Origin of the sequence: Streptomyces sp. NBC_00016 (genome assembly GCF_045040885.1) — a bacterium.
GTDB classification, from domain to species: domain Bacteria; phylum Actinomycetota; class Actinomycetes; order Streptomycetales; family Streptomycetaceae; genus Streptomyces; species Streptomyces coriariae.
The window spans coordinates 6,568,434-6,594,095 of sequence record NZ_CP108304.1 but is presented as its reverse complement, the minus strand read 5'-3'; the positions used below and the strand labels follow the sequence as shown (position 1 = coordinate 6,594,095).

Here is a 25,662-nt window from a genome sequence, read left to right as displayed (position 1 = left end):
CGGAGGGCGGGTCAGCGCTCGCTGTCGAGGTGGGCCATCGCCGCGGCCGAGTAGCGGTCACCGGCGGCCGCGTCGGCCGGGACCGCGTCCTCGATCGCGGCGAGGTCGGCGGCCTCCAGGACGACGTCCAGCGCGCCCAGCGACTCCGCCAGCCGCTCCCTGGTCCGGGCGCCCACCAGCGGCACGATGTCCTCGCCCTGGGCCAGCACCCAGGCGATCGCGATCTGCGCGACGGAGACGCCCTTCTGCTCGGCGATCTTCCGCAGGGCCTCCACCAGGTTCAGGTTGTGCTGGAGGTTGTCGCCCTGGAAGCGCGGTGAGTAGAGCCGGAAGTCGTTCGCGGCGAGCTTGCGGTCGGGGGTGAAGTGCCCGGAGATCAGCCCGCGCGACAGCACGCCGTACGCCGTGATGGAGATTCCCAGCTCCCGGGTGACCGGCAGGATCGACCGCTCGATGCCACGCGAGATCAGCGCGTACTCGATCTGGAGGTCGGCGATCGGCGCGGTGGCGGCGGCCTTGCGGATGGTCTCGGCGCCGACCTCGCTGAGGCCGATGTGCCGGACGTACCCCTTCTCGACCAGCTCGGCGATCGCGCCGACCGTCTCCTCGATCGGTACGTCGGGGTCGAGCCGGGCGATGCGGTAGACGTCGATGTGGTCGACGCCCAGGCGCTGGAGGGAGTAGGCGGCGAAGTTCTTCACGGCCGCCGGACGGCCGTCGTAGCCGCTCCAGCCGCCGTCCGGGTCGCGCAGGGCGCCGAACTTCACGCTCACCTGCGCCTGTTCGCGGCGGGCGGCGGGTGCGGAGCGCAGGGCTTCGCCGATCAGCAGCTCGTTGTGTCCCATGCCGTAGAAGTCGCCGGTGTCCAGCAGCGTCACGCCGGCCTCGAGGGCGGCGTGGATCGTCGCGATCCCCTCGGTCCGGTCCGCGTCGCCGTACAGCGCGGACATGCCCATGCAGCCGAGGCCGAGGGCGGAGACCTGGGGACCGGTGGTGCCGAGGGAACGGGTTCGCATCGTCATGCCCACCAGCCTGACATGACAGCTGACAGATTTCAACATCTGTCAGCTGTCACTCCATCTCTGTCATTCACCATCTCTCCGGTCGACGGGCCGTGCACACCGAGGACAATGAGAGGTGTCGGTGCGCAGTCACCCCGGCGGCGCCTGCCGCCGACCGAGCGGCCCTTCGCGCCGCCATGGAGGCTGCCATGAGCATCCGCATCGCCACCTTCAACATGGAGAACCTCTTCCGCCGACCCACGGCCTTCCGCATCGAGGATCCGGTGCAGCGCAAGGAGATCCTCGACGACTTCGCCACACTGGTCGCCCTCCTCGACCGGCCGCTGTACACGGACGACGACAAGACGAAGATCGCCGACCTCATCAAGAAGCACCGGGCGTACGACGTCGACCCGACGGACCCGCCGCCGATCTTCGTGAACCAGGCCCGGCCGGGCAAGGACTCGGGACTGTTCAAGACGACGGGGTCGGGAAAGAGCACCCGCGTCGAGGTCACCGCCAAGGGCCGTTTCGCGTGGGCCGGTTGGGCCGAACTGGGGCAGGACGACTTCGAGCTGGACGTGGTGCGCAACACCGGCCGCGTGGTCTCCGAGGTCGACGCCGACGTCCTGCTCACCGTGGAGGTCGAGGACCGCCTCACCCTGGAGCGCTTCAACACGCAGGTGCTCGCCGGGGCACTCGGCAGGCGGCCGTACCCCTACGCCCTGCTGATCGACGGCAACGACCCCCGGGGCATCGACATCGGGATCCTCAGCCGGCACCCGATCACGTCCGTCCGGTCCCACCTCTTCGAGACCGACCCGGAACGCCCCAACAGGCGCCTCTTCAGCCGCGACTGTCCCGAGTTCGAAATCCAGCTCAACGGCACACCGCTGGTGATCCTCGGCAACCACCTGAAGAGCAAGTTCCAGGACGATCCCGAGCTGCGGCTGGCCCAGGCGAAGCGGGTCGCGGAGATCTACCGGGACGCGCTGGAGCGCACCCCGCACGTCATCGTCGGCGGAGACCTCAACGACGACCCGGACAGCGAGACGGCTGCGGCACTGGGGGCCACCGGGCTGCGTGACGTGATGAGCCATCGCTCCTACAGCGGGCTGCCCGGCACCCACGGCGACTGCAAGAGCGAGCGGAACAAGCTCGACTACCTGCTGCTCTCACCGGAGTTGTGGCAGGAGGTGCAGCACGTCGGCCTGGAGACCCGTGGCATCTTCGCGAACGGCATCAAGTCCTTCGACACCGTGACCTCGAAGGCCGACGAGGCCTCCGACCACGCGTCCCTCTACGTGGACGTCGACCTGTAGACACGGACGAAGCGGCCCCAGGCCACCGACCCGAACACCAGCACACCCCGTCCGGGGTCCTTGCTGTCCCGGACGGGGACGAGGGAGGTCGCGTTGTCGGCGACTTCAAGGCAGGCGCCGCCTTCCGAGTTGCTGTAGCTGCTCTTGCGCCATGTCACGTTGCTCAGGTCGACGGCTCGCACGGCACTTCCTCCAAGATGCGCAAGATGAACGTCCGCGACTCAGCAGGGCTCGATGCCAGGTCACGAATCCCATCGTATCTGCGCTGCAATCCCTCAACCCTGCTTGTTTCCTCGACCAGTTCACCTCGCAGGACGTTTTCGGCGTAGGCGACGGTACGTCCGTCCGGCAGCCGCAGAAAGGTGACGGGAGTGTCCATCAACCCGTGCAGCCCAGTGCCGTACGGCAGCACATAGAGCGTGATGTTCGGCCGTTCCGACACCTCCAGCAGGTACTCCAGTTGCCTCTGCCACTCCCGGAGGCCTCGCAGCGAGTTCCGCAGCACCGCCTCGGACAGGATGACGCGGAACGGCGGCGCCTCATCCCCCTCCAGCACCTTCCGCCGCCCGATGCGCGCTTCGACCTGCTGAACCAACTCTTCGCCCTTGAGACCACCCTCGGCGAGCAACTCGCTTGCGTACTCCGGGGTTTGAATCAGTCCGTGAATGGTGCCGCCTCCGAAGTGCCACAGACTGATCGCCTCACTCTCGAGCAGCATGTACCGCCGATACTGCTCCTTGAACTGCGACGGATCCGCCACCGCAAGCTCCCACAGCGTGAGCAGCATCGGGGCCGTGCCGTAATGCTGGTCCAGCGCCTCCACGATCTCCGGGCTGCCCAGACTCTGGCCGCCCTCCATCTTCCCGAACGTCGACGCGTTCCAGCCCAGCACGACCTCCAGTTGCCGCAGGCTGTCCCCCTTCTCGGCCCGTAGTAGGCGCAGTTCCTCCGCGAACCGCCGCCGAGGCTCCTGGCTGCGCCCCGTGATCACCCGCCTCGACGGCATCTCACCCCTCCGGAATTTGTGGAATATGCGCTGCCCGACGACGCCGAGCCCCACGTCAGCGGCGCGCCGATCCCGATCGCGGGCCATCCTGACGACGACCCCCACCACGCAGAGTAGCCCAACTGTCACAATTAGTATGCAAGTTGGGTGAAAGGAGCGAAAGACATGCGCGACGCGCAGCACGAGCCGGGCGCCCTGCTCTACGACCCCGCGACGGACAAGGTCGGCGAGTACCAGGACCGGTCCGGGCCCTACGCGATGCTGCGACCCGTCGGCGGCGGCCGGGAGTGGCAGGCCGACCCGGCGACGCTGCGGCCGGCAACCACCGAGCAGCGGCTGAGCGCGGGCGTACGGGCGGCGAACCGGCGCGCACGGACCGACGCGCCGTTCATGGTCGGCATCGGCACGCCCCGTCCGCCCGCCCTGGAGCCGGACTGCGCCGAGTGCGAGGACCTGGGGTCGCGTCGGGAGAGCGCCCGCGCGGCGCACGACTGGAGCGCGGAGACCGACGCGAACGTGCTACTGCGAAGCCACCGGCGAGAACGGCATGAATGACCACGAACAGGCCATCTAGACACGGAGCGTGATCGTGCAACACCGCTCACCCGCCGAGCCGGAACGGACCGGCGAAGATCACATGTCGCCGACATACCGAACCCGTCCGTTCGCAGCGCGCCGTGCGCGCCCCGCGCCCGACCCTGAACCGCACAGGCTGTAACTGTCCGCATTGGATCTAGTGCGTTGAGTTACCGGCCTCATAAGGTCAAAGCGTCGCCAACACCGCATCCCTGGAGGATTCGTGGCAAGGTTCCGCACTCGACTGACCCTGCTCGGTTCGGCCGCGGCTCTCACCGCCGGCGCCCTCGCTCCCGCACAACTCGCCGGGGCGCAACCCGCCGCCGCGGCGGGCTACGAGTGGGTCGCCCTGGGCGACTCCTACACCGCCGGAGTCATCCCGGCGGCGGGCGATACCTTCGAAGTCCCCCGGGACGGCTGCGAGCGCACCGACCGGTCCTACCCGCAGGTCATCGACCGTGACCTCGGCTCGCTGATCGAGCTGACCAACGTCAGTTGCGGCGCCGCCACCATCGAGGACATCACCTTCAACGCCCAGCATCCGATCGGCCGGCACCTGCCGCCCTTCTCCGAGGACCCGGACTACCCGTTCCCCCCGGTGCCTCCCCAGTCCGAGGCGGTGCGCTCCGGCACCGACGTGATCACGGTCGGCGCAGGGGGCAACACCCTCGGGTTCGCCGACATCCTCTTCACCTGTCTTCAGCTGGGCAGCGGCAGCGGTGGCGTGGGCACGCCGTGCCGGGACGACCTCGCCGACAACATCCCCGGCCGGCTCGCCAAGGTGAGCGGGGACTACGACGACATGCTCGCCACCCTGCACGAGCGCGCCCCGCACGCCAAGATCGTGACCGTCGGCTACCCCACCGTCATCCCGGAGGACACCTCCAAGTGCGCGTACAACAACCTGGAGCAGTTCGCCTCGATCACCGCGGGGGACCTGAACTGGCTGCGCAGCGACGTCCTGAACCCGCTCAACGCGACCATCGAGAAGAAGGCCGGTGAGCACGGCGACGCGTTCGTCGACCTCGCCCCCTCCACCCGCAACCACAGCGTCTGCGACGCGGGCCGGTGGGTGGAGGGCCTCTTCACCAGCGTCGAACCGCTCGAGGTGGCCTTCGTGCACCCCAACGCCAAGGGCCACAAGAACGCCGCCGATCACGTCTCCGCGGCGATCCTGAACGCCCTGGGCGTGAACTGACCCGCACGCACACGGCGCGAGGCCGGCCCCGACGGGTACTCCCCGTCGAGGCCGGCCTCGGTATGCCGGGTGCCGCGAGCGGCTACGCGCCGATCAGGCGGCCGGCGAGGTAGCTCTCGATCTGGTCGAGGGAGACCCGCTCCTGCTTCATCGAGTCACGCTCGCGGACGGTCACCGCGTTGTCGTCCAGGGTGTCGAAGTCGACGGTCACGCAGTACGGCGTGCCGATCTCGTCCTGGCGGCGGTAGCGGCGGCCGATGGCGCCGGCGTCGTCGAACTCGATGTTCCAGTTCTGGCGCAGCGCGGCGGCGAGGCCCTTGGCCTTGGGCGACAGCTCCGGGTTGCGGGACAGCGGCAGGACCGCGACCTTCACCGGGGCCAGGCGGTGGTCGAGACGCAGAACGGTCCGCTTCTCCAGCTTGCCCTTGGCGTTGGGCGCCTCGTCCTCGATGTAGGCGTCGAGGAGGAAGGCCAGCATCGCGCGGCCGACACCGGCCGCGGGCTCGATGACGTAGGGGGTCCAGCGCTCCTGGGCCTCCTGGTCGAAGTAGGAGAGGTCCTGGCCGGAGGCCTTGGCGTGGGCGGAGAGGTCGAAGTCGGTGCGGTTGGCGACACCCTCCAGCTCGCCCCACTCGTTGCCGCCGAACTGGAAGCGGTACTCGATGTCAGCGGTGCGCTTGGAGTAGTGGGAGAGCTTCTCCTTCGGGTGGTCGTACCACCGCATGTTCTCCTCGCGCAGGCCCAGGCCGGTGTACCAGTTCCAGCGCTGCTCCATCCAGTACTCCTGCCACGTCTCGTCCTCGCCCGGCTTGACGAAGAACTCCATCTCCATCTGCTCGAACTCGCGGGTGCGGAAGATGAAGTTGCCGGGCGTGATCTCGTTGCGGAAGGACTTGCCCATCTGCGCGATGCCGAACGGCGGCTTGCGGCGCGAAGTGGTCTGCACCTGGGCGAAGTTGGTGAAGATGCCCTGGGCGGTCTCGGGGCGCAGGTAGGCGATGGAGCCGGTGTCCTGCGTGGGGCCGAGGTGGGTGGAGAGCAGACCCGAGAACTGCTTGGGCTCGGTGAACTGGCCCTTGTTGCCGCAGTTGGGGCAGTTCACGTCCGCGAGGCCGTTCTCCGGCAGGCGGTGGTGCTTGGCCTCGTACGCCTCTTCCAGGTGGTCCGCGCGGAACCGCTTGTGGCAGGAGGTGCACTCGGTCAGCGGGTCGGAGAAAGTGGCGACGTGGCCGGAGGCCACCCAGACCTCGGGGGCCAGGATGACGGACGAGTCGATACCGACCACGTCCTCGCGCGACGTCACCATGTAGCGCCACCACTGGCGCTTCAGGTTCTCCTTGAGCTCGACACCCAGCGGTCCGTAGTCCCAGGCGGCCTTCTGGCCGCCGTAGATCTCACTGCACGGGAATACGAAGCCACGGCGCTTGCTCAGGCTGACGATGGTGTCGATCTTGTCGGCGGCCACGGTGCTCTCTTCATAACGACGACGGGCGGCGAAGCGAGATGCGCTTCCAGAGAAGACTTCAGGGTACCGGCGGGGACTCCCCCTCGACCAAATCGGATCCCTACCCAGACCCTTACCCAGCCGTTACCAGGCTTTGTTGACAACGGTTTCCATATTTGTTGAAAATGACTGTCATGAACGTACGACGACGACTCATATCCGGCACCGCGGTCGCGGCGGTCACGGCCCTCGGCCTCGGCACCCTCTCCGCCTGCTCCTCCGACAGCGCGGCCGCGGCCAACACGGACAAGTTCGACGTCGTCGCGTCGTTCTACCCGATGGCCTTCCTCGCCGAGCAGATAGGCGGGGACCATGTGAACGTCACCAGCCTCACCGAGCCCGGCCAGGAGCCGCACGACCTGGAGATCAGCGCCAAGCAGACCGCCGCGCTCCAGGAGTCCGACGCGGTGCTCTACCTCAAGGACCTGCAGCCCTCCGTCGACGACGCGGTGGCCCAGTCCGAGATCAAGACCAAGATCGACGCCGCCTCCCTCACCACGCTGGAGAAGCACGGCAACGAGGTCGGCGGCCACGCGGCCGAGCACGACGACCACGAGAACGAGGAGCTGTCCGGCCTCGACCCGCACATCTGGCTCGACCCGGTGCGCTACTCCCAGGTCGCCGAGGGCGTCGGCAAGGCCTTCGAGAAGGCCGATCCGGACCACGCGGCCGACTACAAGGCGAACACCGCGGCCCTCGTGAAGAAGCTCGGCGCCCTGAACACCCAGTTCAAGGACGGGCTGGCGAACACGAGGACCAAGGTCTTCGTCACCACGCACGCCGCCTTCGGCTACCTCGCCGAGCGCTACGGCCTGACCGAGGAGGCCATCAACGGCCTCGACCCCGAGTCGGAGCCCAGCGCCGCCCGCGTGAAGGAGCTTGAGAAGATGGCGAAGGCCGACGGCGTCACGACCGTGTTCTACGAGACGCTCGTCAGCGACAAGACCGCGAAGACCATCGCCTCCGACGCGAACCTCAAGACCGACGTCCTCGACCCGATCGAGGGCATCACGAAGAAGTCCCGGGGCACGGACTACTTCTCGGTCCAGGAGGCGAACCTCAAGGCGCTGAAGACAGCCCTGGGAACGAAGTGATCTCTACGGAGGGCGTCATGGACGCGAGCGTCACCGGCGCGAAGGCCGAGTCCGGCTCATCGGAGTCCGTCCCGTCGGAGTCCGTCATCTCCCTGCGCGGTGTCCGCGCCGAGCTGGGCTCGCGCCCGGTCCTGCGGGGCATCGACCTCACCGTGCGGCGCGGTGAGGTCGTCGCCCTGCTCGGCGCGAACGGCTCGGGCAAGTCGACCGCCGTACGCAGCGTGATCGGGCAGGTCCCGGTCAGCGCCGGGGAGGTCGAGCTGTTCGGCACCCCGCAGCGCCGGTTCCGGGACTGGGCGCGGATCGGATACGTCCCGCAGCGCACGACGGCCGCCGGCGGGGTCCCGGCCACGGTGACGGAGATCGTCTCCTCGGGCCGGCTCTCCCGCACCCGTTTCGGCGTCTTCCGCAAGGCCGACCGGGAGGCCGTACGGCACGCCCTGGACCTCGTGGGCATGGCCGACCGGGCCAGGGACAACGTCGACGCCCTCTCCGGCGGCCAGCACCAGCGCGTGCTCATCGCCCGCGCGCTGGCCGCCGAACCCGAACTGCTGATCATGGACGAGCCGATGGCGGGCGTCGACCTGGCCAGCCAGGAGGTCCTGGCACAGACCCTGAAGGACCAGGTCGCGGCCGATACGACGGTCCTCCTCGTCTTGCACGAACTGGGCCCCCTGGAGCCGCTGATCGACCGGGCGGTCGTCCTGCGCGACGGCTGCGTCCAGCACGACGGCCCGCCCCCGCGCGCCCTCGGCCAGCACGCGCTGCCCGGCCACGACCACGTACACCCGCACGCACCCGCGGGCGCCGAACCGATCCGCACGGGACTGCTGAGCTGATGGACTTCCTGAACTACGCCTTCATGCAGCGGGCGCTGCTGGCCGCCGTCCTGGTCGGCATCACGGCCCCCGCTGTCGGCATCTACCTCGTCCAGCGCCGCCAGGCCCTCATGGGCGACGGCATCGGCCATGTCGCGATGACCGGTGTCGGCCTGGGCTTCCTGCTGTCCTGGTCCCCGGTGTGGATGGCCACCGCCATCTCGGTCCTGGGCGCGGTGACCATGGAACTGATCCGCTGGTACGGCAGAACCCGCGGCGACATCGCCCTCGCCATGCTCTTCTACGGCGGTATGGCCGGCGGCGTGATGTTCATCAACCTCGCGCCCGGCGGCTCGAACGCCAACCTGACGTCGTACCTGTTCGGATCGCTGTCCACCGTCTCCGAGTCGGACGTCACGGCGATCTGCCTGCTCGCGGCCTTCGTGGTCGTCGTCACCCTGGGCCTGCGCCGCCAGCTCTTCGCCGTCAGCCAGGACGAGGAGTTCGCCCGGGTGACCGGCCTGCCGGTCCGCGCGCTGAACCTGCTGACGGCGATCACGGCGGCGGTCACCGTGACGGTGGCGATGCGGGTGGTGGGCCTGCTGCTGGTGTCGGCCCTGATGGTGGTCCCGGTGGCCGCGGCCCAGCAGCTCAGCCGCAGCTTCGCCGCCACCTTCGCGATCGCGGTGGCGATCGGCGTGACGGTGACCATCGGCGGCACGGTCACCTCGTACTACCAGGACGTCCCGCCCGGTGCGACGATCGTGCTGCTGACCATCGCCGCGTTCATCGCGCTGAGCGTGCTGGCCGCTCCGCTGGCCCGGCGCCGCACCCGCGCGCTGGCGGCGGCCCAACCCGCCGGCGATCCGGCGGAGTGCGCGATTCCGGCCACCCGGGCGGCGGGGGACGAGGCCGGCGTCTGACCGCGCACAGTCGGGGCTGGCACAATGGCCCGGCAAGCCGCAGACGTGAGGAGGCAACGGTGACAACCGCTGGACCGCCCGTGAAGGGCCGTTCCACCCGGCAGCGTGCCGCCGTGGCGGCGGCGCTCGACGAGGTCGACGAGTTCCGCAGCGCCCAGGATCTGCACGACATGCTCAAGCACAAGGGCGACTCGGTGGGTCTGACCACGGTCTACCGCACCCTCCAGTCCCTCGCCGACGCGGGTGAGGTCGACGTCCTGCGCACCTCGGACGGCGAGTCGGTGTACCGCCGGTGCTCCACCGGCGAGCACCACCACCACCTCGTCTGCCGCGTCTGCGGCAAGGCCGTGGAGGTGGAGGGCCCTGCGGTGGAGAAGTGGGCTGAGGCCATCGCCGCGGAACACGGCTATGTCAACGTGGCCCACACGGTGGAGATCTTCGGCACCTGTTCCGACTGCGCGGGTGCCTCCGGCGGCTGAGCGGTTGTGCGTGCGGGTCGGGTGGGGTGACCGGACCCTGGGGGCTGCGCCCCCAGACCCCCGCTTTCGGCCCTGGACGGGCCTCGTCCTCAAGCGCCGGACGGGCTGGATTGCTCAGCCTCGGCCGAAGCAGCGTTCCAGTTCGTTCAGGTCGTAGAACTTGCTGCCCTTGGCTGTCGGGGTGCAGGCGGCCTTGAAGGGCGTCTCCTGCTCGTTGTAGAGCATGCGGACCAGGAACCGGCCGTTCTTCTCGTAGACGTCCCACTGGATGTTCGAGGCGAGGGGGGCCACATCGGCGCCGCGCCACGGGTTCGAGGCGTAGGTGTACGGCCGATCCGCGGTGACCGGCTTCGTGCTGCCGGGCAGGCCCATCAGGGCGGCCAGCGGGATGATCTCCTCGGCGTGGGTGAAGCGGAGTTCGGCGCCCAGGGTGCTGGTGCCGGACCGCTTGGCCTCCACCTGCCGGAAGAAGTCGTCGAGCAGGACGTCCGCCATCTTGTACGTGATGTCGCTGTCGGCGAAGCCGGGACCCTTCTCGTAGAAGTCCTCGGCGTCGCTGAGGTACCCGAACCAGGCGGCGTCGGAGGTGGAGAGGTACCGCTGCATTCCCCAGCCCTTCCCGCCCGGGCTCTCCTCGCTCATCGCGGGGGCGATGGCGTACAGGTTGTAGACAGCCCGGGCCGCGGCGACCCGGTCCGCGTCGGCGAGCTGATCGACGAAGGCGGCCTTGAACAGGCGCCGCAGGACGCTGTACGCGGCCCGGTGGGTCTTCGGCCGGTCGGTGATCTTTGCCAGGGTGTCCGCGAGGCGCTGGTCGTTCGCGAGGTAGTCGCGGTAGGCCGCGCCGCCGTCGGCCTTGTGGAAGTAGAGCAGGTCCTTGTCGGTGCGCGTCGCGCCGATCAGCGGCTTCAGGGCCGGGTCGGCGTCGGCGAGGGCGCCCGCGTACAGGTTGGCGCTGTCGGTGGCCCGGCCCTGGCCGGAGCTGACGACGTCGATCTTCTCGCCGTCGCGCGCGATCCCGGCGAAGAGGGAGGGCAGCCGGGCCGCCGTGCGGGCGGCCGTGTCCTGGATCTCCTCCTTGCCAAGGCCGCTCAGGTTGCCGTAGCCGACCTTCGCCATGGCGGCCTGGAGGGCGCGCACCTTCGGGCCGAACTCCTCACCCTTGCCGGTGAGTTGGCCCGCGGCCTCGGCCTTGTCCCAGAGGGCGAGGATCAGGTCGCCGTCCTCGCTGTCGGTGGCGGAGCGGGAGCCGTGCCGGGAGACGTTCTCCGTGAAGACGGGGGTGAAGCCGGCCGGCGGCCGCTGGTAGGAGCGTGCGCTCTGCTCGGGCGCATAGGTGGCTTTCGTGCCGTAGCTGTCGCGGTGCGCGAGGTGTGTGCCGGAGCCGCCGGTGTCGGCGGCGTGGGCGGGCAGCGCGGTGAGCACCAGCGCGCCGAGGGCGGTGGCGAGGGCGGGGGTGACGCGGTTCATGTGCGGGCCGTTTCAGCGAGCGGGAGACCGGGGCCGGACTGATCTCCCGCAGCGTCGACGGGCCGGGTGAACGCACGGAGGCTAGGAGGTGGCCTCCTGGTCCGGAGTCTTCCCCTCCATGGCCAAGAGTTCCTCATTCGTGACCGCGCCGCCGAAGCGACGGTCCCGGGACGCGAACTCGACGCACGCCCGCCACAGGTCGCGGCGGTCGAAGTCGGGCCACAGGACGTCCTGGAAGACCAGCTCCGCGTACGCGCTCTGCCAGAGCAGGTAGTTGGAGGTGCGCTGCTCGCCGCTCGGCCGCAGGAACAGGTCGACGTCCGGCATGTCCGGGTAGTACAGGTACTTCGCGAGGGTCTTCTCGTTGACCTTCGACGGGTCGAGCCGGCCCGCCTTCACATCCTCGGCGAGCGCCTGCGCCGCGTCCGCGATCTCCGCCCGGCCGCCGTAGTTCATGCAGAAGTACAGGGTGAGACGGTCGTTGTCCTTGGTCTGCTCCTGGGCGACCTGGAGTTCCTTGGCGACCGACTTCCACAGCTTGGGCATCCGGCCCACCCAGCGCACCCGGATGCCGAGCTCGTCGAGCTGGTCGCGGGTCTTGCGGATGAAGTCGCGGTTGAAGTTCATCAGGAAGCGGACCTCGTCGGGCGAGCGCTTCCAGTTCTCGGTGGAGAAGGCGTACAGCGAGATGTTGCGCACGCCCATCTCGACCGCGCCCTGCAGCACGTCGAGGACCTGCTCGGCGCCGACCTTGTGCCCCTCGGTGCGCGGCAGCCCGCGCTCCTTGGCCCAGCGGCCGTTGCCGTCCATGACGATCGCCACATGCTCGGGGACCAGCTCGCCCGGGAGCTTCGGCGGGCGCGCGCCGGACGGGTGCGGCTCCGGCGTCCGGTACTCACGACGCTGCCGTCCCAGGAACCCGCGTACCACCATGTGCCTCTCGTCTCCTCTGATTCTTGCTTGCTTATTTCTCTACGTACCTGAGTGAGCGCAGCCCGCGCTCCAGGTGCCAGTGCAGATAGGCGGACACCAGCCCGCTGCCCTCCCGGACGTGCCGCGCCTCGCACGCGTCCGCCGTCTCCCAGTCTCCCGTGAGCAGCGCGCCCAGCAGGACCAGGGTCTGTGGCGAGGGTACGACGCTGCCCGCCACCCGGCAGTCGACGCAGACGGAGCCGCCGGCCGCGACGGAGAAGAACCGGTTGGGTCCCGGCATTCCGCACTTGGCGCAGTCGCCGAAGCTCGGCGCGTATCCGTTGACGGCGAGCGACCGCAGCAGGAACGCGTCGAGGACGAGGTGCGGGGCGTGCTCCCCGCGGGCCAGGGTGCGCAGCGCCCCGACGAGCAGCAGGTACTGCTGGACGGCCGGTTCGCCCTCGTGGTCGGTGAACCGCTCGGCGGTCTCCAGCATGGCCGTCCCGGCGGTGTAGCGGGCGTAGTCGGTCACGATGCCGCCACCGTAGGGAGCGATGATCTCGCTCTGCGTGCACAGCGGCAGCCCGCGTCCGACCAGTTCGCTGCTGCCCCGCGCGAAGAACTGCACGTCGACGTGGGAGAAGGGTTCGAGGCGGGCGCCGAACTTGGACTTCGTCCGCCGTACCCCCCGCGCCACGGCCCGCACCCGCCCGTGCCCGCGCGTGAGCAGCGTGATGATGCGGTCGGCCTCGCCGAGTTTCTGGGTCCGCAGGACGATGCCGTCGTCCCGGAAGAGACTCATCGGGCACCGCCGGGGGCGGCCTGCCGGGGGTGCGGCATGCCGCGGTCCGCCGCACCCGGCTGTCGGGTGGGGGGCACGATGCCGTCGTCGCGGAACAGGCTCATGCGCCCATTCTCGCCTACGCCGCGGGAGCGGTGTGCCCGCCCGCCACGATCCCTCGGACGGGGCGCCCGCGACCAGGGACGGCGCAATCGACGGCGCAACCAATGGGAGCGGAGTGACGTCCGTGACAGAGGAGACCATGATCCTCAACGGATGGAGAGAACGATCTTAAGCTCGCACCTTTCCCCCAGGCCCTCCCGCCGTACCCTGCTGACGGCCGGCGCGGCCACCACGGCCGTCCTGCTCACCGCGGGCCCCGCCGGGGCCGCCACGGACCCCGTCACCGACCGCCTGCGCGACCTCGAAGCCGGGCACGGCGCCCGTCTCGGCGTGTTCGCGTACAACGTCCGCACCGGGCGTTCGGTCCGCTACCGGGCTGACGAACGCTTCCCGGTCTGCTCCCTGTTCAAGACCCTGGCGGTCGCTGCCGTCCTGCGGGACCTGCCCGAGGGAACACTGGACCGCCGCGTCTTCTGGACGTCGACGGACGTGGTGGAGAACTCACCCGTCACCCAGGACCATGTGGCCGACGGCATGACGATCGCCGAGCTGTCCGCCGCGGCCATCCAGCGCAGCGACAACACGGCCGGCAACCTGCTCCTGCGCGAGCTGGGCGGACCCACGGCGATCACCCGCTTCGCCCGCTCCGTCGGTGACCGCGTCACCCGCCTCGACCGCTGGGAGCCGGACCTCAACTCGGCCGAACCGGACCGGGTCACGGACACCACCACCCCGTACGCGATCGGCCGCACCTACGCCCGGCTCGTCCTCGGCGACGCGCTGGCCCACGCCGACCGCCGACGCCTGACCGACTGGATGCTCGGCACGATCACCAGCGCCAACCGGTTCCGTGCCGGACTGCCCCCGACCTGGACGATCGCCGACAAGACCGGCGGCGGCTGGTACGGCGCGAACAACGACGCCGGTATCGCGTGGACCCCGGACGGCGCCCCCGTCGTCCTGGTCGTCCAGCTCACCAAGCCGGACCGGGAGGCGGCCTACGACAACGAACTGATCGTGAAGACGGCGGGGGTGCTGGCGGAGACGCTGGGCTAGGGCCGGACAGGCCGCGGGCCCCAGACCCTAGGATCCGTCGGGCCGCAGCCGGACGCTGTCGGGAACGCCGTTCGGGGAAGTGCCCGGGGCGGCGGCCTCCCACAGCTGGTCGAACCGGCGGATCAGGGGCTGGACCTCGTCGGCCCGGGCGTTCACCGTCGTCGAGGTGTTCACGCTGAGCTGGTCCGCGTGGATCTCGTACGACAGCACCCCGTCGAAGACGATGCAGTCGATCATCTTGCCGCGGCGCAGGTACAGCGGGAGTTCCTCCAGGGCCACCACCTGGACCTGGATGCCCATCTCCCGCTGCTCCGCGCAGATCGGTTCCAGGGCGGCCAGTTCCTCGGGCCGCTTCACGATGAACAGGCGCCGGACCGAGATGCGCCGTTCGAGGATCGCCTCGCGCTGGGCGGTCAGATAGCGTCCGGCCGGCTCGGTGTTCCAGAACCCGTCGTCGACGACGGTGGTGCTGATGGCGTCGATGCTCGTCCTGGCGCACTTGGTGAGGGTCAGGAGCCAGTCGTGGTTCTCGCCCGCGCACTCGGCGCTGAGGTTGGTGAAGTCCTCCATCTGCGCGGCGAGACGGTCGATCTCCGTATGCGCGAACTCGTGCAGGATGTCGGGCCCCATGGACACGACCTTGGTGGCGTGCTCGGCGAGCCGGGGCACCCCGTCGCCGCGCAGCTTCTCCACCTCGGTGAAGAGCTTCGTCGCCTCGCCTATGTCGGCGAACCGCTTGTCGACCGACTCCCTGAGATCGCCCAGCTGGCTGACGAAGGACGCCAGGAACTGCACGATCAGCACGATGCCGCCGCACAGCACGGACAGCACGAGCTGCCACGGGCCGTCCTCCTCGGACGGTCCGACGACATTGGTGAGCAGGTAGACGCCGCCACCCGTCACCACGGTGATCAGGATCTTCTGCGTCACGTGCCGGGCGCCCTCGGCGTCCCGGATCCGGTCGCCCCGGAAGTTCGGGTTCGTCGGTGCATGCATCTCTCTGTCTCCCCCCGTCGGGATGCTGCGCGAACAGCTGTCGTGTTGCCGTCAGGACAGGGCAGGCACCTCGCCCCGGACGAGGTTCTGCAGTGCCAGCTGGTCCCGGATGCGCTGTGCCATGGTGTTCCACTGTCTGCTGAACCCCGGGTGCCGCTCCAGCTCCTCCCAGGGCGGACTCAGGGCCCGGTCCAGGCGCGCCTGGGGCATCCACAGGTGCAGCAGGTGGTCGACGAGCGGACGCAGCACCTTCATCGCGGCCGCCTGGTTCTCGGAGCCGGGCGGCAGGCCGTCGAGCTTGTCGCCGACGGTCGTCAGCAGCCAGTCGTGCAGGGCGAGGTCCTCGCAGAGCGTGGCCGCCGCCACGGGGGTGGTCCCTCGCGGCAGCCGCAGTTCGACGATCCGCCGCCCCGAGCCGAGTTCGGTGAAGAGTGCCGACGCCGGTTCGCCGTCGTCGGCCGGTGACGCGGTCCAGCGCAGGCTGGTGTCGGTGGTGGTGAGCGGAGCGTCGTGGTCCAGGAGGTCGTGCCGGCGGGAGATCCTCGCCAGCAGGGACTCGGCGATCGAACCGACGTCCAGCCGGTCCTGCTGATCTCCGGTCAGGAAGCCCTCGGTGACGGATTTCTCGGGCAGCCTGCCGACCGGGACCAGCGAACCGGGCCTGACCAGGTAGTACCCCCACGGCCGGCGCCGGTCGGGCCCGGTGGCCGGGGCGGAGAAGTACGCCGTCGACTGCAGGACGCGGCCCTCGACGAGTCCCGCGTGCGCGGCCACGGTGCCGACCGCGCGGACCTTGGCCCCGGTGGCGGTGGGCAGCCGGCAGTCGACGCCGGTGAGGACGTCCGGGGAGAGGGCGTGCCGGTTGGGGCGGCGCGAGGTCCGGACGGGTTCGTCGGCGCGCAGCCGCAGCAGCAGCACGGCCGTCCGCTCGTCCACCGCCCTGCGGGTGGGCAGCAGACAGGTCCGCACCTCACCGCAGATGAGGGCGGGACCGGCGGTCGTGCCCAGGCCGCTCATGTCACAACCCCGGCGGGAACACGTAGGACGTGCGGTCCACGACCCCCGCGGGCACCGTGAAGCCCTCACCGGTGGAGCGCGCGGCGACCTGTTGGAGTGCCTCGGCCTCGACGTGGACCTGGTCGAGGATGACGCGTACGGCGTGCTCGACGGGCAGGAACCGGGTCGGCAGGACGCTGCACGTGACGTAGGCGGTGAAGGGCGTCGCGGCGGGGTTGAGCTGGAGGACGGGCGGCAGCGCGTCCCACTCGGCCGGGAACTCCGCCCCCTGCCAGCGGGTGGGGGTCAGCACGGCAGCGCCGTTGTCCCGCAGCAGCCCGAGCCGGACCAGCTGCCAGACGGAGGCCAGGAAGGCGCAGGACCAGGTGCGCGCGTCCTCGGGCCCGTTCCACAGTTCGACGTCCAGGAACACGGAGTGGCCGCGGGCCTCGGTCTCGCTCGGCGGCTGCCAGACGCCGGTGGAGTCCAGGGCGGCCGAGGTCCGCTGGGAGGGGGTGCGGCGGCCGTTGGTGAGCCAGCCGGTGCGGCCGACGGGCGGCCGGAAGCCGTTGCTGCCGGGCGGCGGTGACTCCACCAGCCGGTGCAGGACGGACTCGGCCGGCCGGGCCCGGTCGCGGTGGTCGGAGCCGCCGGGGCCGAGGCCAGGGCCGGCGCAGCCCGACTCACGGGCCAGGTAGTCGATGGTCAGTCCGGCCTCGGCCGCCGCCGCCAGCAGGGGCGGGATCAGCTCGGCGGGGGTGGCCAGCCGGGAGAAGTAGTCGTCGATCAGGAAGCAGGTGCTGATCCGGGGCCGGCGGCCCGGCGGCAGGGGGCCCAGACCGGCCCGCGCGGCCTCCACCCAGGGCCGTACGCCGGCGAAGTGCCGACGCAGCCGTGCGGCCCCCTCGGCGAAGTCCTCCATGTACAAGTGGCCTAATTCCAGGGAGAGATGGGAGAAGGGCACGGATTCGGTACGCGGGTCGGCGCTGCTCTCCCGGAAAACGGTGCCCGGCCCGTTCACAACTGCCCCCAGAACTTGTCGTCGGTCAGCCGCTGCGCGAGATCCCCGATGGCCTGCCAGGTCTCGTTGTTGGCGATCCGGCGGTCGTGCACGTCCTCGTCGGTGATGAGGCGTTCCTGCCACTGGAGGACGGGTTCCAGCGGAATGGACGCCAGCACCCGGGTTCTGCCGATGCCTCGGCCGGCCGCGAGTTCCTCGAGTTCCTTGTCGCACTGCCGCATCCACGCGTACTGCGCGGGCGACACCTGGGACCACAACGGCGACTCGAGATCGGGCACCGCGGCGCGGACGAACCTGATGGCGCCGCCCAGCACGTCGGGGTCGTGTCCGATGGCCGTACCGGCTTGCACTATCCCCTGTTTCCCGAATACGAGTTCGGCCGCCGCCATGACGTGCTGGCGGGTCCACCGGTGATAGACGAGCCAGCGGTTCTTCAGGCGGCCGAGTCCGCCTCGGGGCGAGGTGGCGGCGAGTGCCAGGTCCATCGCATAACTGCGTCCGGCGCTCAGGTCGATGATGATGACGTCGAATTCGCGTTTCAGCCGAAGGACGAGGTCCACACAGCGGTGCAGGTTCTCCTCGTCGGTGACGAATTCACCGGCCGTGCGGTCGCCGGGCAGCAGTACCAGCCGCCCGGAGCCACCGGGCCTGCCGCGCAGCACGGGGTGCTCGGTGCGCGCCCAGACGTCGACCCGCAGCGGCTCGCCCGTCTTGCCCTTCAGATACGAGTGCAGACCGCGCCCCTCGGCCTCGGAGAGGACGTCGGGCAGGTCGAACACGGCGGCGGCGGTGGGCGAGCCGAAGTCGAAGTCCAGGTAGCAGACGTCGTCCCCGTCCAGCGCGCGGTGATACGCGAGGTTGGCGCTGGTGACGGACCGGCCGGTGCCTCCCTTGTCGGAGGCGGCGAAGACGAGCACCTTCACACCCCCCGGGCGTCTGCGCCCCGGGCGCGGGCCAGGGCGTAGAGCCGGGCGAGGACGCCGAGGGCGAGCGCGTGGGCGGTGCCGGGCTGTTTGTCGACGAGCTGACGGGCGCGACGCAGATCGGCCTCGATGCCCTTGATCTCTTCTCCCTGGGGACTCTTGGGGGTGGGAGCGGGCTGCTCCAGCTGCTCCTTGCCGAACAGGTGGGCGGCCTCGCTGAGCGCCGCCTGGGCGAGGGCGGTCATCTCGGAGCTGCGGATCGGATCCTGCGCGTAGAGGGCGTGCGCGGCCACCATGCACTCGGTGACGCGCTCGGTGATGCTCCAGGACAACGGTCCTGTGCGGACCGGCGATTCGGGGTACACGGCGTGCACGTTGTCCCACAGGCCGACACCCTCGCCGTCGCTGACGCGACGCGCCCAGAGGTGGTCGAGGATGTTCTCGGCGAGCGCGAGCAGACGGTCCTGCGAGCCGATGTTCCGGGACAGTGCGCACAGTTGGACGGTCCGCTTGAGCAGCTGCGCGGAGAAGTCGCCCATCGTCCACTTCATGGCCGGGCCGATCTCCTCACTGCCCAGCAGCGGGAGGGTGACGCCGGGGTTGTGCAGACCGATCGCCGGGTCCTCACGGGCCGTGCGGCTCGTGATGCGGCCGCGTTCGGCGAGGCGTTCCATGACGGCGACGGTGCGGGTGAGGTCGTCGTCGGTGGCACGGCGGCGCAGCAGGTCGTGGACGAGGATCGAGGCCACCGACAGGGAGAAGTACTCGGACTCCAGCTGCTGGAGCGTGGTGCGCCAGGGGATCTCCTCCAGCGGCCAGGTGGCGGCGTCGAAGCGGGCGATGCCCGACCAGTACTGCTGGGTGATCTCCCAGCGCAGCCGCAGCGCGTCGGCCAGCTTCTGCTGTTCGGCGGTGAGCAGGCCGAGGACGAGGGTGCGCTCGGAGGACAGGTCGGGGATGCCGTCGAGGGCGACGACGGTGAAGTACAGGTACGGCACGGCGTGGGCGACGCCCTGGGGCTGCTTGCCGATGTCCTGGGCGGTCTGCGCCTCGACCTCGACCTCGGGGGCGTCCTTCACCAGGCTCCAGGCCCAGCCGCACTCGAACAGCCGGTTCTCGTTGCGGAGTTGGTCGGCGACATCGGTGTCCAGGCCGAGGGTGACGCTCTCGCTGATGAGGGCGCGCAGCGACTTGAACCGGTCCTGGAAGCGTTGCAGGACCTGGCGGTCGGACAGCCGGCCCCGGCCGAGCAGCCGCGCGAGCGCCTGCCCCTGGTCGGAGGCGATGTCGACGACGTTGACGGTGAAGGAGCGCAGCAGGCTCACCATGGCCGCGGTCAGGCGGGCGCTGGTCGCCTCTCTCAGCTTGTCGATGCGGGCGAGGGTGCTGGCCCGCTGGGTCTTGCCCCGGTACACCTTGAGGAAGCCGAGGGTGGCCAGGCAGAGCGTGATCGACATGGAGTAGGAGTCGACGACTCCCACTTCCTCCTGCTCCTTGGAGAGTTCGTGCTCCGGGTTCTCCGGGGCGAAGTAGTAGCCGCCGGCGAAGGTCGGACTCTCCTCGCCGCGGTGGTTCTCCATGAAGTCGCCGAGGATCTCCAGGAGGTTCATGGGAATCTCGCTGGAGTCACCCGCGTTCCTGAGGGCCCTCTCCACGTCCAGCTGAGTGGTGTCGGGGTCGTCCAGACGGAACGGTTCGATTTCGGTGGCGGGGTACAGAAGGCAGAGCAGGCGCTCCGCGTCGGCGACGCTGCTGCGGCCGCCCCATTCACCCCATTGCCATTCTCCGTTGTCGAAAGAATGACGAGCGATGGCCTGCCACACCTCGAGCAGGTTCTGTCTCGGCTTGATCTGCATGCCCATTCCCCTCGCACAGGCCCATCACCATGTAAAAGAACTCCGACATCTTATTCGTCGCGCCGCTCTTTACGTTGCCCGCAGGCCAGGATCATACCCGTGTAACCGTCCCGCACAAGCTGCTTCGGATTGGCCGTTCGGTGAATCTCCACATGGTCCGCGTAACCGCCGAGAACCGCCCGGACTTCGGATTCGTCGATATCTCGGGCGGGAAATTCGTGAGAACCGACGCGATACCCTTCGGAATGTTCCATGAAGGCGGCGGCGAAAGGCGCACCAGAATTCAGGGCGTTCATGAAACATCCCACTCCTCGCCGGAATTCGGCGAGCGAGGTGGTGATGGACTCGGCGACGAAGAACATCGTGCCGAGGTCCCAGCGGCGCGTATCGGCGCAGAGATCGAAGAGGCTGCCCGACTCGGGCTGCTGGATGGCTTCCTTGAACCGGACCCGAGGCGTCATGCCGAGCGTGGCATATGCCTCGTCCTTGCACAGGACGTTCCAGAACTGATCCCAGTGGGGGGCGTAGTCGGGGCACTGCCTCCGGAGGTACTCGAGATTCCGGGCGGACCGCTCCAGCAGCGTGATCCGGTCGCACCAGGGAAGCATGGCAAGGGCCGGATAGAGATTGGGTCCGGCGCCGACATCGATACCGGAAGCGACCCGCCCACGACCTCGGAAGTGATCACTGAAGTGATCGCGCACATGGGAGAGGATCTCCTCGTCCACGGCCTGCATCTCGAGGTAATTGTGGCTGATGTACACGCCGGGATCGAAGTCGTCCCAGAGCACATCATCATTCAGCTTTTGGTCAGCGGCGGGCGGTACCGAGGTCATGATTCAGCGTAGCAGGACGCATGGGTCTTGAAGGAGTGGGTGCACAGAGCAATGATGGAGATCAGGTACGCAAATCACACTGGCTGCAATTCGATTTGTCGACATTCACAAGGGGACGGTATGACTCCTCTTCCCGGAGATCGTTTTCCGTCGGGCACCGGTTCGATAATGAGCCAGATGTCCGGAGAAAGACCCTTACGGATCAGAGCGGTCACCGAGGCGGATCTACCCCATATCGTGCGCCTCGATGCCGACGCGTTCCCTCACGGCCCCTACCCCTACTTCGTCCTGCGCCAGCTCGTCGCCGCCTGCGCCGGCCTCGTGTACGTCGTGGACGACGGCACGGACCTCTACGGATACGTGCTCGCGACCTCGCCGAACGACGCGCAGAGCTGGGTTCTCAGCCTCGCCATCACTCCTGGGCTGCGCGGAAAGGGTCTCGGCCGGCAGCTGATGACGAAACTGCTCGGCCTGCTACGGACGAAGGGCACCCATTCCGTCCGGCTCTCGGTGGAGCCGCGCAACGACTCGGCCATCGCGTTGTACCGCTCCCTGGGCTTCGTCCCGGATCCCGGCGGGCCGCGCGCGGACTACTTCGGCCCGGGCGAGGACCGTCTCCTCATGACGCTCACCCTGTGAGACTCACCCGGTGACGCTCACCCCGTGAAGCTCACTCGGTGAGCTCCCCGAACCCCCGCACGTACCGGCGCTGCCAGGGCGTCTCCACCGCGCGCCGGTCGTAGTGGCGGCGGACGTAGTCCACCGCCTCGGCCGCCGGTACGCCGTCCAGGACCGCCACACAGGCCAGGGCCGTTCCGGTGCGGCCGCGGCCGCCGGCGCAGGCGATCTCCACGCGTTCGTCGGCCGCGCGGCGCCACGCCTCGGTGAGGGTCGCACGCGCCTGCGCGCGGTCGCTCGGGAGGCGGAAGTCGGGCCAGCGGAGCCAGCGGGACTCCCAGGGCGGCCGTGGAGGCCGCGCGCCGAGGAGATAGACGCCGTACGCGGGGGTGGGGGCCGTACGGTCGAGCGGGCGGCGCAGGCCGCGGCCGCGGATCAGGCGGCCGGACGGCAGCAGGAGCACCCCGGGGTCACCCTCACGCCAGACCCACGCGTCGTTTCTCATCTCCCCATTCGAACGCGGTCACGGGGGACGGGCAACCGATTCGGCGCAACCGGTGGTCTGGAGGGCGAGGAGGGTGCTTGATGCAGGCCGAACAAGAAGACCGGTTCCAGGAGTTCGTCAGAGCCCGGTGGTCCCGGCTCGTACGGACCGCGTATCTGCTCACGGGGGACGTCCACCACGCGGAGGACCTGACGCAGACCGCGCTGGCCAAGGCGTACCGGTCGTGGCGGCGGATCTCGCGCAGCGACAACCCGGAGGCGTACGTGCGGCGGATGCTGGTCAGTTGCAACAGTGACCGGTTCCGCAAGCGGCGGGTCACCGAGGCGCTGACCGCGGCGCCGCCGGAGCGGGCGGGGCGCGACGAGGGCGCGGGGCGGGTGGAGGAGCGCGGCTCCCTGCTGGCCGGGCTGGCCCAACTGCCGCCGAAGCAGAGGGCGGTGGTGGTCCTGAGGTACTGGGAGGACCTGTCCGAGGCGGAGGTGGCCGACGTGCTCGGCTGCTCCCCCGGCACGGTCAAGAGCCAGGCGTCGAAGGGGCTCGCGAAGTTGCGCATGTATCCGGGGCTGGCCGCCGACCGCACGGTGTCCGGTGGCCGGGGGCAGGGTCAGGGCCCTCGAGGTCAGGGCCACAGTCACGTTCCGATTCAGGATCAGGTTCAGGGAGGCAGCAGGTGAACGGGGCGGGAGAGCGGGTGAACCAGGGGGACTTCGGGTTCGAGGAGCGGATGCGTGAACTGCTCGCCGAGGACGCGTACACCATCCAGCCCTCGTCGGCGCCGTATCCGGCGATCCGACGGCGTGGACTGGCCGAGCGGCGGCGGCGCGTGGCGATGACCGGGGCGGCGCTGATGACGCTGGCCGCGGTGCCCGTGGGGGCGTACGCCGTGGCCGGGGGGAACGGGGAGCGGGGCGCGGACACGGCGGCACCGAAGCCGTCGGTCAGCGCCCCGCACAGCCCGGCCGGGAGCCCGCGGGCGACCACGGGCGGCACGGCGGCCGGGCCCGCGCAGCCGGCCACGAGCGGGCAGTTGCTCGACGGGATCACCTTCACGCAGGCGGCGGACGGGCTGAAGAAGTGCCTGGCCGCCGAGAGCGGGCCGCCCGGGAGCGCCGCGGATCTGGGCGAGCCCGAGAACTACCGGATCATCCTGGCGATCAAGAGCACCGGAGACTCCAACGCTCCCGGCGACGGCATCTACGTCACCGCGGTGGAGCAGCGGTCCACGGGCCGCTGGGTGGTCTGCTCCGTCAAGGACGGTGTGGCCTCGGGCATCAGCGCCGGCACGATCGACACCGGGGTGCCGGGCACGGGCCCGGTCGTGGTCGACAGCAACGGCGAGCAGCTGTACCAGCAGTCGTTCATGGACAAGGGCAGGTGGAAGCTGCCGTTCAGGTGGGGAATGATCGGCACCGTCGAGGCGTCGGTGGCCAAGGTGACCGTGTCCTACGGCGACGGCGGCCCCGTGACCGCGACCCTGGACCACGGCTGGTTCGCCGTCGCCGGTCTGCTGAACCAGCAGGTCACGCTGGCCCCGCACGTCAAGGGCTACGACGGCTCCGGCAAGCTGGTCTACGACTCCGACCAGGACGGGACGTACCAGCGCACGCTGCCCTAGGGCGCGCTCGGCCCCGGCGTCACCAACCCCGACTCGTAGGCCACGATGACGAGTTGGGCCCGGTCCCGGGCGCCCAGCTTGCTCATGATCCGGCTGACGTGGGTCTTCGCGGTGAGCGGGCTGAGACCCAGCTCCTCGGCGATCCCGGCGTTGGTCAGGCCACGGGCCACCAGGGCCAGCACCTCGCACTCCCGTTCGGAGAGACACTCCGGGCCGCCCGCCGTGGGCGGTCCCAAGGGGCCGCGCAGGAACCGGGCGATCAGCCGGGCGGTGGGCCCCGGCGACAGCAGGGCCTCGCCGGCGGCGACCGTGCGGATGGCGTCGAGGAGCTCGGCGGGCCGGGTGTCCTTCACCAGGAAGCCGGCCGCCCCCGCACGCAGCGCCTCGACGATGTTCTCGTCGGTGTCGTACGTGGTCAGGACGAGGACGCGGACCCCGGCCAGCTCCTCGTCGGCGGCGATCAGCCGGGTCGCCTCGATGCCGTCGAGGTCGGGCATGCGGATGTCCATCAGCACCAGGTCGGGGCGTTCACCGCGGGCCAGCGCCACCGTCTCCCGGCCGGTACCGGCCTGCCCGATCACCCGCATGTCCGGCGCCGACTCGACGAGCATCGCGAACGCCTCCCGCACGAGGGTCTGGTCGTCCGCGAGCAGCACTCTGAGCGGCTTCATCGGTCCTTCCCGTGCGGCAGTACGGCGCTCACTTCGAAGCCCTTCCCGTCGTCGCGCGGTCCGGCCTGCAGCGAGCCGCCGACGCTGCGCGCCCGCTCCCGCATCCCGACGATCCCGAAACCGGGCGCACGACCGCCTTCCGCCGCACGGCCGCCTCCCCCCGCGCCGCTTCTCCCCATGCCGCCGTCTCCCCCCGTGTCCACGCCCGCTCCGTCGTCGGTGACCCTGAGCCGCAGGGCGTCCTGCTCCTCGTACACCCGGACCCGGACCCCGACGCCCGCCGTCGGGTCGTCGGGTCCGCCGTCCCGGCCGCCGTGCCGCACCGCGTTCGTCAGTGCCTCCTGGACGATCCGGTAGGCGGCCGCGCCGACCGCGGGCGGTACCTCCCCGGACCGTACCGTCAGTTCGACCCGCGCACCGGCCGCACGGGCCGTCTGCGCGAGGTCGGACAGGCCGTGCAGACCGGGGAGCGAACCCCGGGCGTCCGGCGTGCCGAGGTCGCGCAACACCTCCAGTGTCGTACGGAGTTCGCCGCGCGCGCTGCGGCAGGTCCCGGCGATGTCGTCGAGGGCCTTGGCGACGGCCGCGCGGTCCAGGCGGTCGGGGTCGGCGGCCAGGACGTGCGCGGCGACGGAGGTCTGCACGCCGATCAGGGTGATGGTGTGGGCGAGCAGGTCGTGCAGGTCACGGGCGATGCGCAGGCGTTCCTCGGCGACGCGGCGGCGGGCCTCCTCCTCCCGGGTGCGCTCGGCGCGCTCGGCGCGCTCGACGATGGCGGCGACGTACCGGCGGTAGTAGCGGACGTCGATGCCGCAGAAGAGGACGGCGATGATCCAGCCGGAGATCCGCAGGAGCTCCAGCGCCTCGTCCGGGTTGGTGAGGGCGTTGATGATCAGTGCCGGGCCGAGGACGGCGCACCCGGTGATCAGTGTCCGGCGCACCGTGCCGGTCGCCGCGACCGTGTAGAGCGCCACCATGGTCGCGGGGACGGGCGCGGCGTGGTTGTTGTCGAGGGCGTGGTACGGGACGACGCATACCACCACCGCGAGCAGGGCCGGCACCGGACGGCGGCGCCGCCACGCGAGGGGCACGTTCGCGGTGAGCAGCAGCGTCCAGCCCAGCGCGTCGGGCCGGGGCCCGTCGACGCCGAGCAGGGCGAGGGCCGTGGCGAGGGCGGTCGTCGCCGCGGCCAGCAGTACGTCGTTGCGGGTGCCGTGCGGGGCGGTGCGGGGGTCGCGGTTGATCGCCGCCATGATCCGCTCGCCCCGGCGGGGCCTCACCGTTGTCGTGGTCTCCTGCACGGGTTCATCCTGCGGCACGAGGGCGCCCCTCCGGGAGAGAAGGGGCGCCCCGCCGGTCCGC

The 25,662-nt window shown here is 70.1% G+C and carries 27 protein-coding genes; 11 read left to right on the top strand and 16 right to left on the bottom strand.

Going from position 1 to position 25,662, the window contains the following annotated elements; genetic code table 11:
• Window positions 1-11 precede the first annotated feature (11 nt).
• Complete coding sequence (locus OG933_RS29210) at window positions 12-1,022, bottom strand: aldo/keto reductase (protein ID WP_362524611.1); 1,011 nt, start codon at window positions 1,020-1,022, stop codon at window positions 12-14.
• A gap of 188 nt (window positions 1,023-1,210) precedes the next feature.
• Between OG933_RS29210 and OG933_RS29205 the strand changes: the two genes are divergently transcribed.
• On the top strand, window positions 1,211-2,323 hold the full coding sequence (locus tag OG933_RS29205; protein WP_171397137.1) for an endonuclease/exonuclease/phosphatase family protein: 1,113 nt from the start codon (window positions 1,211-1,213) through the stop codon (window positions 2,321-2,323).
• Here the strand turns inward: OG933_RS29205 and OG933_RS29200 are convergent.
• Together OG933_RS29200 and OG933_RS29195 are read right to left on the bottom strand one after the other, a co-directional pair.
• Window positions 2,302-2,505: a DUF397 domain-containing protein gene (locus OG933_RS29200; protein ID WP_362524614.1), complete on the bottom strand. Its 204-nt coding sequence runs from the start codon at window positions 2,503-2,505 to the stop codon at window positions 2,302-2,304. The genes OG933_RS29205 and OG933_RS29200 overlap by 22 nt on opposite strands.
• On the bottom strand, window positions 2,487-3,329 hold the full coding sequence (locus tag OG933_RS29195; protein WP_362524828.1) for a helix-turn-helix transcriptional regulator: 843 nt from the start codon (window positions 3,327-3,329) through the stop codon (window positions 2,487-2,489). Before OG933_RS29195 ends, OG933_RS29200 begins: the two co-directional genes overlap by 19 nt.
• A 165-nt stretch (window positions 3,330-3,494) precedes the next feature.
• On the opposite strand from OG933_RS29195, the gene OG933_RS29190 reads away from it, so the two are divergent.
• Entirely contained in the window at window positions 3,495-3,884 is a 390-nt protein-coding gene (locus OG933_RS29190; protein WP_405629621.1) for a hypothetical protein, read from the top strand.
• 244 nt (window positions 3,885-4,128) lie between these two features.
• The gene (locus tag OG933_RS29185) at window positions 4,129-5,103 is read left to right on the top strand and encodes an SGNH/GDSL hydrolase family protein (RefSeq protein WP_405629618.1); all 975 of its coding nucleotides are present in this window, start codon (window positions 4,129-4,131) and stop codon (window positions 5,101-5,103) included.
• 82 nt (window positions 5,104-5,185) lie between these two features.
• On the opposite strand, the gene OG933_RS29180 is transcribed toward OG933_RS29185, so the two are convergent.
• Window positions 5,186-6,568 carry a glycine--tRNA ligase gene (locus tag OG933_RS29180; protein WP_362524621.1) on the bottom strand — a complete coding sequence of 461 codons (1,383 nt, stop codon included), beginning with the start codon at window positions 6,566-6,568 and terminating at the stop codon, window positions 5,186-5,188.
• A 173-nt stretch (window positions 6,569-6,741) separates the two neighbouring features.
• On the opposite strand from OG933_RS29180, the gene OG933_RS29175 reads away from it, so the two are divergent.
• The 4 genes from OG933_RS29175 to OG933_RS29160 are packed head-to-tail and all read left to right on the top strand — an operon-like array spanning window position 6,742 to window position 9,921.
• Window positions 6,742-7,701 carry a metal ABC transporter substrate-binding protein gene (locus OG933_RS29175; RefSeq protein WP_054244835.1) on the top strand — a complete coding sequence of 320 codons (960 nt, stop codon included), beginning with the start codon at window positions 6,742-6,744 and terminating at the stop codon, window positions 7,699-7,701.
• Window positions 7,702-7,718: 17 nt separating this feature from the next.
• Window positions 7,719-8,540, top strand: a complete 822-nt coding sequence (locus tag OG933_RS29170; RefSeq protein ID WP_362524624.1) for a metal ABC transporter ATP-binding protein — start codon at window positions 7,719-7,721, stop codon at window positions 8,538-8,540.
• On the top strand, window positions 8,540-9,442 hold the full coding sequence (locus tag OG933_RS29165; RefSeq protein WP_405629614.1) for a metal ABC transporter permease: 903 nt from the start codon (window positions 8,540-8,542) through the stop codon (window positions 9,440-9,442). The genes OG933_RS29170 and OG933_RS29165 overlap by 1 nt, the downstream gene beginning before the upstream one ends.
• A gap of 59 nt (window positions 9,443-9,501) precedes the next feature.
• Complete coding sequence (locus tag OG933_RS29160; protein WP_028806487.1) at window positions 9,502-9,921, top strand: Fur family transcriptional regulator; 420 nt, start codon at window positions 9,502-9,504, stop codon at window positions 9,919-9,921.
• Between the two features lie 114 nt (window positions 9,922-10,035).
• Here the strand turns inward: OG933_RS29160 and OG933_RS29155 are convergent, their stop codons facing one another.
• From OG933_RS29155 to recO, 3 genes are all read right to left on the bottom strand, one after another.
• Window positions 10,036-11,391, bottom strand: a complete 1,356-nt coding sequence (locus OG933_RS29155) for a histidine-type phosphatase (RefSeq protein ID WP_405629611.1) — start codon at window positions 11,389-11,391, stop codon at window positions 10,036-10,038.
• Window positions 11,392-11,472: 81 nt separating this feature from the next.
• Complete coding sequence (locus tag OG933_RS29150) at window positions 11,473-12,324, bottom strand: isoprenyl transferase (RefSeq protein WP_020127702.1); 852 nt, start codon at window positions 12,322-12,324, stop codon at window positions 11,473-11,475.
• 31 nt (window positions 12,325-12,355) lie between these two features.
• Window positions 12,356-13,105 (bottom strand): DNA repair protein RecO, encoded by a 750-nt coding sequence (gene recO / locus OG933_RS29145; protein ID WP_062649449.1) that lies wholly within the window; start codon window positions 13,103-13,105, stop codon window positions 12,356-12,358.
• A 255-nt stretch (window positions 13,106-13,360) separates the two neighbouring features.
• Between recO and bla the strand changes: the two genes are divergently transcribed.
• Window positions 13,361-14,263 (top strand): class A beta-lactamase, encoded by a 903-nt coding sequence (gene bla, locus OG933_RS29140; RefSeq protein ID WP_405629609.1) that lies wholly within the window; start codon window positions 13,361-13,363, stop codon window positions 14,261-14,263.
• Window positions 14,264-14,290: 27 nt separating this feature from the next.
• On the opposite strand, the gene OG933_RS29135 is transcribed toward bla, so the two are convergent.
• Genes OG933_RS29135 through OG933_RS29110 form a run of 6 tightly spaced genes read right to left on the bottom strand, consistent with a single transcriptional unit; the run spans window position 14,291 to window position 20,891 of the window.
• On the bottom strand, window positions 14,291-15,259 hold the full coding sequence (locus tag OG933_RS29135) for a hypothetical protein (protein ID WP_267020001.1): 969 nt from the start codon (window positions 15,257-15,259) through the stop codon (window positions 14,291-14,293).
• A gap of 51 nt (window positions 15,260-15,310) precedes the next feature.
• The gene (locus OG933_RS29130; protein ID WP_142264235.1) at window positions 15,311-16,276 is read right to left on the bottom strand and encodes an SCO2521 family protein; all 966 of its coding nucleotides are present in this window, start codon (window positions 16,274-16,276) and stop codon (window positions 15,311-15,313) included.
• A gap of 1 nt (window position 16,277) precedes the next feature.
• Entirely contained in the window at window positions 16,278-17,276 is a 999-nt protein-coding gene (locus tag OG933_RS29125; protein ID WP_405629605.1) for an SCO2522 family protein, read from the bottom strand.
• Entirely contained in the window at window positions 17,273-18,193 is a 921-nt protein-coding gene (locus tag OG933_RS29120; RefSeq protein ID WP_028806490.1) for an SCO2523 family variant P-loop protein, read from the bottom strand. Before OG933_RS29120 ends, OG933_RS29125 begins: the two co-directional genes overlap by 4 nt.
• A gap of 2 nt (window positions 18,194-18,195) precedes the next feature.
• A complete protein-coding gene (locus OG933_RS29115; RefSeq protein ID WP_405629604.1) occupies window positions 18,196-20,055 on the bottom strand; it encodes an SCO2524 family protein in 1,860 nt (619 codons plus the stop codon).
• 50 nt (window positions 20,056-20,105) lie between these two features.
• Window positions 20,106-20,891: an SCO2525 family SAM-dependent methyltransferase gene (locus OG933_RS29110; protein WP_405629601.1), complete on the bottom strand. Its 786-nt coding sequence runs from the start codon at window positions 20,889-20,891 to the stop codon at window positions 20,106-20,108.
• A 168-nt stretch (window positions 20,892-21,059) separates the two neighbouring features.
• Here OG933_RS29110 and OG933_RS29105 point away from each other — a divergent pair, with 168 nt between their 5' ends.
• Window positions 21,060-21,530 (top strand): N-acetyltransferase, encoded by a 471-nt coding sequence (locus tag OG933_RS29105; protein ID WP_323178963.1) that lies wholly within the window; start codon window positions 21,060-21,062, stop codon window positions 21,528-21,530.
• A 31-nt stretch (window positions 21,531-21,561) separates the two neighbouring features.
• Here the strand turns inward: OG933_RS29105 and OG933_RS29100 are convergent, their stop codons facing one another.
• On the bottom strand, window positions 21,562-22,014 hold the full coding sequence (locus OG933_RS29100) for a hypothetical protein (RefSeq protein WP_020127712.1): 453 nt from the start codon (window positions 22,012-22,014) through the stop codon (window positions 21,562-21,564).
• A gap of 80 nt (window positions 22,015-22,094) precedes the next feature.
• On the opposite strand from OG933_RS29100, the gene OG933_RS29095 reads away from it, so the two are divergent.
• Both OG933_RS29095 and OG933_RS29090 read left to right on the top strand, forming a co-directional pair.
• Window positions 22,095-22,688: a SigE family RNA polymerase sigma factor gene (locus OG933_RS29095; RefSeq protein ID WP_405629597.1), complete on the top strand. Its 594-nt coding sequence runs from the start codon at window positions 22,095-22,097 to the stop codon at window positions 22,686-22,688.
• Entirely contained in the window at window positions 22,685-23,629 is a 945-nt protein-coding gene (locus OG933_RS29090) for a hypothetical protein (protein ID WP_362524648.1), read from the top strand. The genes OG933_RS29095 and OG933_RS29090 overlap by 4 nt, the downstream gene beginning before the upstream one ends.
• Here OG933_RS29090 and OG933_RS29085 read toward each other — a convergent pair.
• Together OG933_RS29085 and OG933_RS29080 are read right to left on the bottom strand one after the other, a co-directional pair.
• Window positions 23,626-24,300, bottom strand: coding sequence for a response regulator transcription factor (locus OG933_RS29085; protein WP_362524650.1), 675 nt, complete (start codon window positions 24,298-24,300; stop codon window positions 23,626-23,628). The two genes, OG933_RS29090 and OG933_RS29085, sit on opposite strands and share 4 nt — an antisense overlap.
• Window positions 24,297-25,601 (bottom strand): sensor histidine kinase, encoded by a 1,305-nt coding sequence (locus tag OG933_RS29080; RefSeq protein ID WP_405629596.1) that lies wholly within the window; start codon window positions 25,599-25,601, stop codon window positions 24,297-24,299. The genes OG933_RS29085 and OG933_RS29080 overlap by 4 nt, the downstream gene beginning before the upstream one ends.
• Between the last annotated feature and the right edge of the window lie 61 nt (window positions 25,602-25,662).

What these genes read in the sequence shown, in the direction of transcription:
- OG933_RS29210 (WP_362524611.1), bottom strand. Translation starts at nt 1,022, where the DNA reads ATGACGATGCGAACCCGTTCCCTCGGCACCACCGGTCCCCAGGTCTCC.
- OG933_RS29205 (WP_171397137.1), top strand. Translation starts at nt 1,211, where the DNA reads ATGAGCATCCGCATCGCCACCTTCAACATGGAGAACCTCTTCCGCCGA.
- OG933_RS29195 (WP_362524828.1), bottom strand. Translation starts at nt 3,329, where the DNA reads ATGCCGTCGAGGCGGGTGATCACGGGGCGCAGCCAGGAGCCTCGGCGG.
- OG933_RS29190 (WP_405629621.1), top strand. Translation starts at nt 3,495, where the DNA reads ATGCGCGACGCGCAGCACGAGCCGGGCGCCCTGCTCTACGACCCCGCG.
- OG933_RS29175 (WP_054244835.1), top strand. Translation starts at nt 6,742, where the DNA reads ATGAACGTACGACGACGACTCATATCCGGCACCGCGGTCGCGGCGGTC.
- OG933_RS29170 (WP_362524624.1), top strand. Translation starts at nt 7,719, where the DNA reads ATGGACGCGAGCGTCACCGGCGCGAAGGCCGAGTCCGGCTCATCGGAG.
- OG933_RS29165 (WP_405629614.1), top strand. Translation starts at nt 8,540, where the DNA reads ATGGACTTCCTGAACTACGCCTTCATGCAGCGGGCGCTGCTGGCCGCC.
- OG933_RS29155 (WP_405629611.1), bottom strand. Translation starts at nt 11,391, where the DNA reads ATGAACCGCGTCACCCCCGCCCTCGCCACCGCCCTCGGCGCGCTGGTG.
- OG933_RS29150 (WP_020127702.1), bottom strand. Translation starts at nt 12,324, where the DNA reads ATGGTGGTACGCGGGTTCCTGGGACGGCAGCGTCGTGAGTACCGGACG.
- recO (WP_062649449.1), bottom strand. Translation starts at nt 13,105, where the DNA reads ATGAGTCTCTTCCGGGACGACGGCATCGTCCTGCGGACCCAGAAACTC.
- bla (WP_405629609.1), top strand. Translation starts at nt 13,361, where the DNA reads ATGGAGAGAACGATCTTAAGCTCGCACCTTTCCCCCAGGCCCTCCCGC.
- OG933_RS29135 (WP_267020001.1), bottom strand. Translation starts at nt 15,259, where the DNA reads ATGCATGCACCGACGAACCCGAACTTCCGGGGCGACCGGATCCGGGAC.
- OG933_RS29130 (WP_142264235.1), bottom strand. Translation starts at nt 16,276, where the DNA reads ATGAGCGGCCTGGGCACGACCGCCGGTCCCGCCCTCATCTGCGGTGAG.
- OG933_RS29115 (WP_405629604.1), bottom strand. Translation starts at nt 20,055, where the DNA reads ATGCAGATCAAGCCGAGACAGAACCTGCTCGAGGTGTGGCAGGCCATC.
- OG933_RS29110 (WP_405629601.1), bottom strand. Translation starts at nt 20,891, where the DNA reads ATGACCTCGGTACCGCCCGCCGCTGACCAAAAGCTGAATGATGATGTG.
- OG933_RS29105 (WP_323178963.1), top strand. Translation starts at nt 21,060, where the DNA reads ATGAGCCAGATGTCCGGAGAAAGACCCTTACGGATCAGAGCGGTCACC.
- OG933_RS29100 (WP_020127712.1), bottom strand. Translation starts at nt 22,014, where the DNA reads ATGAGAAACGACGCGTGGGTCTGGCGTGAGGGTGACCCCGGGGTGCTC.
- OG933_RS29095 (WP_405629597.1), top strand. Translation starts at nt 22,095, where the DNA reads ATGCAGGCCGAACAAGAAGACCGGTTCCAGGAGTTCGTCAGAGCCCGG.
- OG933_RS29085 (WP_362524650.1), bottom strand. Translation starts at nt 24,300, where the DNA reads ATGAAGCCGCTCAGAGTGCTGCTCGCGGACGACCAGACCCTCGTGCGG.